7 protein-coding genes are annotated in these 7,692 nt (G+C 61.6%); 6 read left to right on the plus strand and 1 reads right to left on the minus strand.

Annotated elements, in window-relative coordinates; all coding sequences use genetic code 11:
• On the plus strand, positions 1-2,306 hold a 2,306-nt coding region (glf, locus tag Q8M88_RS11010), incomplete at its 5' end, for a UDP-galactopyranose mutase (protein ID WP_305597204.1).
• Positions 2,307-2,638: 332 nt separating this feature from the next.
• On the opposite strand, the gene Q8M88_RS17730 is transcribed toward glf, so the two are convergent.
• A complete protein-coding gene (locus Q8M88_RS17730; protein ID WP_371132680.1) occupies positions 2,639-2,878 on the minus strand; it encodes a hypothetical protein in 240 nt (79 codons plus the stop codon).
• A 185-nt stretch (positions 2,879-3,063) separates the two neighbouring features.
• Here Q8M88_RS17730 and Q8M88_RS11015 point away from each other — a divergent pair, with 185 nt between their 5' ends.
• From Q8M88_RS11015 to Q8M88_RS11035, 5 genes are all read left to right on the plus strand, one after another.
• Positions 3,064-3,798, plus strand: a complete 735-nt coding sequence (locus Q8M88_RS11015) for a Crp/Fnr family transcriptional regulator (RefSeq protein WP_305597205.1) — start codon at positions 3,064-3,066, stop codon at positions 3,796-3,798.
• A 92-nt stretch (positions 3,799-3,890) separates the two neighbouring features.
• Positions 3,891-4,670 (plus strand): Crp/Fnr family transcriptional regulator, encoded by a 780-nt coding sequence (locus Q8M88_RS11020; protein ID WP_305597206.1) that lies wholly within the window; start codon positions 3,891-3,893, stop codon positions 4,668-4,670.
• A gap of 195 nt (positions 4,671-4,865) precedes the next feature.
• Positions 4,866-5,462, plus strand: a complete 597-nt coding sequence (locus Q8M88_RS11025; protein ID WP_305597207.1) for an SRPBCC family protein — start codon at positions 4,866-4,868, stop codon at positions 5,460-5,462.
• Positions 5,463-5,486: 24 nt separating this feature from the next.
• The gene (locus tag Q8M88_RS11030; RefSeq protein ID WP_305597208.1) at positions 5,487-6,677 is read left to right on the plus strand and encodes a zinc-dependent alcohol dehydrogenase; all 1,191 of its coding nucleotides are present in this window, start codon (positions 5,487-5,489) and stop codon (positions 6,675-6,677) included.
• Positions 6,678-7,208: 531 nt separating this feature from the next.
• Positions 7,209-7,586: an alpha/beta fold hydrolase gene (locus Q8M88_RS11035; protein ID WP_305597209.1), complete on the plus strand. Its 378-nt coding sequence runs from the start codon at positions 7,209-7,211 to the stop codon at positions 7,584-7,586.
• The last annotated feature ends 106 nt before the right edge of the window (positions 7,587-7,692 follow it).

Consider the following 7,692-nt stretch of genomic DNA (forward strand, 5'->3'; position numbering starts at 1 on the left):
TGATCTGCTTTTCCCATCTCCGCTGGGACTTTGTCTTCCAACGCCCCCAACACCTGATGACGCGGTTCGCAAAAACGAGGTCCGTAATCTATTGGGAGGAGCCGCTCGACGGCGCGCAGGGCGAACCGCCGCGGTTGAACGTTCGCGAGTGCCACGTCAGCGGCGTCGTTATCGCCACGCCGATCCTACCTGCCGACCTTTCGGGCCAGCTTCGCGAGGTGGCGCTGCGGCAGATGCTCGATGCGCAAATCGCAGGTTCAGCTAACCTCGTGCGTTGGTACTACACACCGATGATGCTGCCGTTCTCACGGCACTTGCAGGCGAGCTGCACAGTGTACGATTGCATGGACGAACTTGCCAATTTCAAGTTCGCTCCGCCAGAGCTGCTGACCCTGGAAGCCGAACTGTTGATTGAAGCTGATGTTGTGTTCACCGGCGGATACAGTCTGTGGGAAGCCAAGCGCGACCGTCACGCCAATATCCACCCCTTCCCGTCCAGCGTCGATCAAACGCATTTTGCCCAAGCGCGGATCAACCAGAACGAACCGGCCGATCAAGCGGCGATCCCATTGCCGAGGTTGGGCTTCTTCGGCGTTGTCGACGAGCGGATGGACCTCGAACTCTTAGCGTCGATTGCAGATGCCCGGCCCCATTGGAGTATTGTCGTCGTCGGACCCGTGGTCAAAATCGATCCTGCCGAATTGCCCGCGCGCCCGAATCTCCATTTCCTTGGCGGGAAATCGTACTCAGAGCTGCCCGCCTACCTTTCAGGCTGGAACGTGGCGCTGATGCCTTTTGCGGTGAACGCCGCGACCCAGTTCATCAGCCCAACGAAGACCCCCGAATACCTGGCAGGCGGGCGGCCTGTAGTGTCAACGCCGATCACCGACGTCGCCCGTCACTACAGCCAGCTCGAGGCGGTGATGATCGCGAGAGATCCGGAAGCCTTTGTCCTGGCCTGCGAGGATGCTTTGGCGTTGGATGCGGGTGATGGCGATTGGCTTAAAGCAGCAGATGCTGTTTTGGCGACCATGTCATGGGACGAAACCTTCGCAGCTACGCGGGAGCTGGTCTCAAAGGCGTCGGCCAAGCAGGGCAAAACCCCGGCCGCGATCGGCTCGCCCGTCGTTTGGCCCGCGGACCGCCCCTCTGCCTACGACTATCTGGTGGTCGGCGCGGGGTTCGCTGGCTCGGTTCTCGCCGAACGCCTGACGACCCAACTCGGCAAGCGCGTTCTGCTCGTCGACCGGAGACCTCACGTCGGCGGCAACGCCTATGACGAAAGGGACGCAGCTGGCATCCTGATGCACCGTTATGGACCACACATCTTCCATACGAATTCGGACGAGGTGTTCGCCTACCTGTCCCAGTTCACGCGCTGGCGGCCGTACGAGCATCGCGTACTAGCCAACGTGCGTGATGGTCTGCGCGTCCCCGTCCCCATCAATCGGACGACGTTGAACACCCTCTATGGGCTTGACCTGAAGTCCGATGCTGACGCCGAGGCATACTTGCGGGCTCGCGCGGAGCCGGTCGATCGGATCCGGACATCCGAGGACGTGGTCATCTCTCAGGTCGGCCGCGAGCTTTATGAGACCTTCTTCCAGGGATACACGCGCAAGCAGTGGGGTATGGATCCATCCGAACTAGACAAGTCCGTCACTGCACGCGTCCCCACTCGGGTGAATACAGATGACCGCTACTTCACCGACAAATTCCAGGCCATGCCCGCCGACGGCTACACGGCGATGTTCGACAACATGCTAGACCAGAAGGGTCTGGACGTAGAGGTGAGCGTGGAGTTCGAGGACGTTCGCGACGAGCTGATTTACGACCACCTGATCTTTACCGGACCGATCGACGAATATTTCGATCATCGGTACGGGCGGCTGCCGTACCGAAGCCTCGAGTTCCGACACCAGACCCTGGACCAACCCTGGTTTCAGGAGGTGGGCACAGTGAACTACCCTGATGAGGCCACGCCATATACGCGGATCAGCGAATACAAACACCTCACTGGTCAGCAGAGCGGCAAAACTACCATCACCTATGAGTATCCCCGTGCTGACGGTGATCCCTATTACCCTGTGCCTCGGCCGGAAAACCAAGCGCTCTTCAAACAATATGAAGCGCTCGCGCTGGCGACGCCGAACGTCAGCTTCGTGGGAAGGCTGGCGACCTATCGCTACTACAACATGGATCAGGTCACGGGGCAGGCTTTGGCGACCTTCCGCCGGATCCAAGGCGCGAACGCGCGGACCATTCAGCCGCTACAAGCCATTCCGGCTGGGATTGCTGCTGAATAGCGAGAACTTGTGCGTGAAGCGCGCGTGCGTCCGCCTCGAACGCCGATGACCGCCCCCTACATTTGTGAAAGCTTCCGGCAGCGGAACGGTCCTGAATGTCAGCGGGAGGACCCAATGACCGAGGTTATTCTAAAGGTGGGGCCAGCCACGGGCGGCGGCTGGTGGATGAATTGCGATCTTCCGCTCGAGCCGACTTTCTTTCGATCCGGCGCCGACGCTGAGCACACAGCGCGCGCCCTCGCCCTGAGGCTTGTCGATAACGGCTGTGATGTCTCTCTGCAGGTTAGCGATTTGTCGGAGCGCCCGATCGCGACCCACCGATTTTTCGCGCCCTAGTTGCTGGGGACGTGGCGCCGGGTTCGCGCCTCGACTGTAAACAGCGTCTGGCCGTCAGCGTCTGCGACCGTGACGGTCAACCGACGCGAATCCCAGAACCCACGTGGGGAGTCCGCGAGCAACGCGCCAAGTAAGCCGGTGGCCTCTAAGCCTGCGGCGTCTTCGCTCGCGAGTTCGACCCCGTCTGTATCGAGACGGACGGCGCCGTTCTCAGTGTGGAAGAAAAATCGGGCCATGCTGAGTAAGGAGGGGGCGCAAGCTCGAGTTCTAATTAGAGCCAAATGATAGAGGCGGGAGCCCTCGCCCCTCGCTCCTGCCGGTAGCTGAGGCGGCACCTTGAGAATGATTGCGCGTTCTCGGCAGGTCCGCTGGGTAGCTGCGTTGCGGACTTGGGACTCCCTGCCCTGGTGGGAGACACACGATGGAAGAGCCCGGCGTCGATATCTGGGTCCGCAATCTCCGTCGCCGCGACCACACTTTGACGGCGGATGAAGAAGGCGCAATGCGCAGCGTGCTCAGTGAGGTCATTGAGGTTCCGGCGGACCAGGACGTCGTGCGTGAACATGACCGCCAGAGGCGTTCCCACCTCCTTCTTGAGGGGTGGGCCGGTCGCTACGTCACCTTGTCGGATGGCCGTCGACAGATCGTTGCGCTCCACGTGCCGGGGGACTTCGTAGATCTCCATAGCTTGCCGCTGCAGGTAATGGATCATTCCGTCGCCACCTTCACGCCTTGCCGCATTGCGTTGGCGCCCCACGAACGACTGCGGGCGGTGACAGCCAGCCAACCCCATGTTGCGCGGCTCTTGTGGCTCAGCACATTGATCGACGCCGCGATCTTGCGCCAATGGCTTGTGGGCAGCGGCAAACGCACCGCCCTCGAACAGACAGCTCATCTGTTTTGCGAACTCTACGTTCGACTAGAACTTACAGGCCGGGCGGAACAAGGCCGTTTCGCGTTCCCTTTGTCCCAAAGCGAGGTCGCGGACTGCCTCGGCATTTCCGCCGTCCACGCCAACCGCGTGTTCCAAGAGCTTCGCAGTACCGAAACCCTGTCCTGGCGGGGGCGACAGGTTGAAATTCGCAATTGGGACGCGCTGACGGCGATCGCCGAGTTTGATCCGACCTACCTAAACCTTTTCGACATTCCGAGATGAGCCATGAAGCGCCCTCGGCATTCGGATAGGTTAACATATGTGCGAGATTTCACGGAGCGGCACGCCTTAGCTCGTCGGGAAGCGAGGGTACCGTGATCAGCATAATCCAGCACCATCTCAGGAGTTCGCAACTTTTGGCTCGACGCTTATCGGCCATGCGAGCGAAGGTCAGCGAAGCTGCGCTTGACAGCATCGGCTTGGATGAAACCCGACGGCAGTTTGAACCGGGATCGCAGATTTTCGCCGAGGGCGCGCGCAACGAAGTCCAGTTACTCGTAGGCGGGGTTGTCGGTGACGTGCGCCTGCTCGCCAACGGCCGCCGGCAGATTCTCGCGCTAAGATTTCCTGGAGAACTGCTAACCTCGGATGCTGGCGAGACGTTGGTCGCGCTTACCCGCGTCCTCGTCGCCGATGGGTCGCCCTTCATGACCTGCTTGAACAACCCAGAGCCCGAGTATCAGCCTCTGCGAAGAGCGTGGCTCGCGGCTGGGCGGTGCGAGGTGGCTATCCTGCGCGATCAAGTCGTTCGACTGGGACGTATGTCCGCCTTCGAGCGCATGGCGCACATGCTGCTCGAAGCGCACGAGCGACTGAGCCAAGTCGGGCTGGCGACCGACACGACCTTCCATCTACCCCTTACGCAAGAAATGGTCAGCGACGTGATTGGCCTCAGCGTGGTTCACCTAAACAGGACGCTGCAAGCGCTTCGCCGGGGCGGGCTGGTCTCCTCCAAGCAGAACTACGTGACACTCGTGGACCGCGCGCAGCTCGTCGAGGCCAGCGGGTACGTCAGTCGATTCCCGGCGCCATGGCAGCCAAACGAAGCATTTCTTCCCCGGCGCGGGTCCGCCCTGCGCGCCGTCGCCGCGTAAGTCAGATCAGCGCGCAGGCTCTACTGTGCAAGGCGCCGCATCGCTTGCCTGCAAAGGGCGGCGGGGCTGTTCGGTCGGCGCTCAGGGCCGCAGTCAAGACGCTGGGCGGAGCTCTGCACAGACGAAACCTAACTTGAGTTAACTGCAGGAACCTCACGCGCACCCCTCTGTTCCAGTCGACGAGGGAGAGCTGCCATGAGTGAAGATCACGTCGAGCGGGCCCGCGAGAGCGATGCGCCGCTAACCGCGGCGGTACATCAGCGGGACGTCGCTAAGACCGCCGCCGAAGCGCTGGGCTGGGATGCGGCCTCCCTGGTGGGGAGGACCGTCACCATCAATCGACCGCGAGCGGAACTCTACGCATTCTGGCGCGACTTCCGAAACTTGGCTCGGATCATGGAGAACGTGGAGCGGGTGGACGTCACTGACGATCGGCGCTCCCACTGGGTGGTCTCCGCACCCGGCGGCAAGACCGTCGAATGGGACTCCGAGATCACCGAAGATGTCGAGGGCGAGGTGATCGCTTGGCGCTCTGTGGAAGGCGCGGACATCATGAACACCGGCCAGATCACCTTCAGCGAGGCGTTAGGCGGCCGAGGCACGATGGTGACGGCGACCATCGTCTACGACCCGCCAGGGGGCGATCTCGGCAAGCTGATCGGCAAACTCTTCCAGCGGGAACCCAAGGTTCAAGCTCGCCACGAGCTACGTCGATTCAAGCAGCTTATGGAAACCGGCGAGATCTCCACCGCGGAAGCTCCCGACGCCGCCTCGCGCGGCAGTTTCTCCTGATCCTCAGCTTCAAGGAAACTCCGCATGCGCGCCCTGACCTGGCACGGCAAACACGACGTCCGCATGGAGACCGTCCCGGACCCTCAAATTATCAATCCACGAGACGCGATTATCAGGATCACATCAACGGCGATCTGCGGATCGGATCTGCACCTCTACGACAGCTACATCCCGTCGATGCATCGAGGCGACATCTTGGGGCACGAGTTTATGGGCGAGGTCGTCGAGGCGGGACCGGGTTCAACTCTACAAAAAGGGCAGCGGGTAGTCGTTCCGTTCGTCATCGCCTGCGGCCAGTGCTTTTTCTGCGGTCAGCAGCAATTCTCGGCCTGTGACAATTCCAATCCCGCCGAGAAAGCCGATCTGTCAGAGGTCGCGTACGGCTACGCGATGAGCGGACTATTCGGCTACTCCCACATGACGGGCGGCTATGCCGGGGGCCAAGCGGAGTATGTCCGCGTCCCCTATTCAGATGTCGGACCCATCGTCATCCCTGACGGCCTTGAAGACGAAAAGGTGCTCTTTCTGTCCGACATTCTCCCGACCGGTTGGATGGCGGCGGAGAATTGCGACATCGAGCCAGGCGACACCATAGCTGTGTGGGGTTGCGGGCCCGTCGGGCTGTTCGCCATCCAGAGCGCTCTATTGATGGGCGCCGCGCGAGTGATCGCCATCGACCACTACCCTCGCAGGCTAGATCTGGCGAAATCCATGGGCGCGGAGATCATCAACTACCACGACGTCAAAGTGCGCGAGGCGTTGATGGAGATGACGGGCGGAATCGGTCCCGACGCCTGCATCGACGCGGTCGGCATGGAAAGCCACGGCTTCACGATCGACAACGTGCTCGACGCGGTAAAGGCCACCACGAAGCTTGGGACCGATCGGCCCCACGTGTTGCGCGAAGTGCTTATGGCGTGTCGTAAGGGCGGACGTGTCTCGATCCCGGGGGTCTATGGCGGCGTCGGCGACAAGATACCGATCGGCGCACTCATGCAGAAGGGGCTGCAGGTCCGGACTGGTCAGACCCACGTACACAAATATCTCCGCCCGTTGCTGGAGATGATCGGTGAAGGCAAAATCGACACGACCTTCTTGATCAGCCATCGCCTTCCTCTGGAAGACGCTCCGAAGGGCTACAAGATGTTCAAGGAACAGCAAAACGAGGTCACCAAGGTTGTTCTGAAGCCTGACTGGCAGAAGAAAGCGGCCTGACTTCTTTAGCGATGAGACGGCCGATCGCCCCGCCCTCATTGAAGGCCCCTTCACCCCTGCCTGGTTGGAATTAGGGCCTTCATTGAACGCATCGGAAGGTCGGCCGCCGACCCCGCCCTCAAAGCACTAGCGGGCAAGGCTAAGCCCGTCGTTCAAAGCCATATCGATCAGTTGAACAAGATTGGCGAAGCCGCGCTCGACAAGGCCACCTGATTTCCGGCGCGCCGATCCCGCCACGCGTGGCAGACGTCGCTGGCCCAGCCGTTACCGTCGGGCGAGAGCTCGGCCTCGTCGCAAAACATGTCATTCGTTTACCGTAGGAACGGCCGCGCTCGCGGGCGATTAGAACGCCAGATCCAGGGCCTCCAAATGCTAACGCTCCCCCGCTTCTTAACCTCTATCGCGTCGATCGCATTGCTCGCGCTCGGCGCCTATCTCTTGTGGTCCTGGTATGACGGAGCCTGGATCCGCGATTCCGCAGGCGAGCTTGTCCTCGTCCGAGAGGACTGGCGGCTTTGGGTGGGCGGCGCCTTGCTCGCTTGGTCCTTCCTCGGCCGCCTTGTAGCGCTCCTGGCGCTCGCCCGCGGTAGTGGCCGCCGGCGCGTGCCAGACGACGGCCGCGGAGCGCTTCAGGACGGCGCCAGCGGCTCGCGCCTCTATGTTGACCAGCACGGCCCCGCCGACGCGCCTATCCTGCTGCTCACCCATGGCTGGGGCATGGACCACACGTTCTGGGACGCCGCGCGCCAGGATCTTGGCAAGCGCTTTCGGCTGGTGATGTGGGACTTGCCAGGCCTCGGCAAATCCAAGGCGCCCAAGGGCGACGCCATCTCCCTCGCCGGGTTCGCCAAAGACCTCGGCGGCCTGTTGGAGACCTTAGAGGCTGTTTGGAAAAGGCGTGAGCGGTGATTCCGCTTCATCGTGGTCTGTGATTCAAGCTCGGGATGTGGACCGAGCAGAGCCGTGGCCGGATGGCCAAGATCGCGAAGAAGACCAAGCGATATCCATCTGATCT

Source organism: Phenylobacterium sp. (assembly GCF_030693805.1).
Classification (GTDB): domain Bacteria; phylum Pseudomonadota; class Alphaproteobacteria; order Caulobacterales; family Caulobacteraceae; genus Phenylobacterium.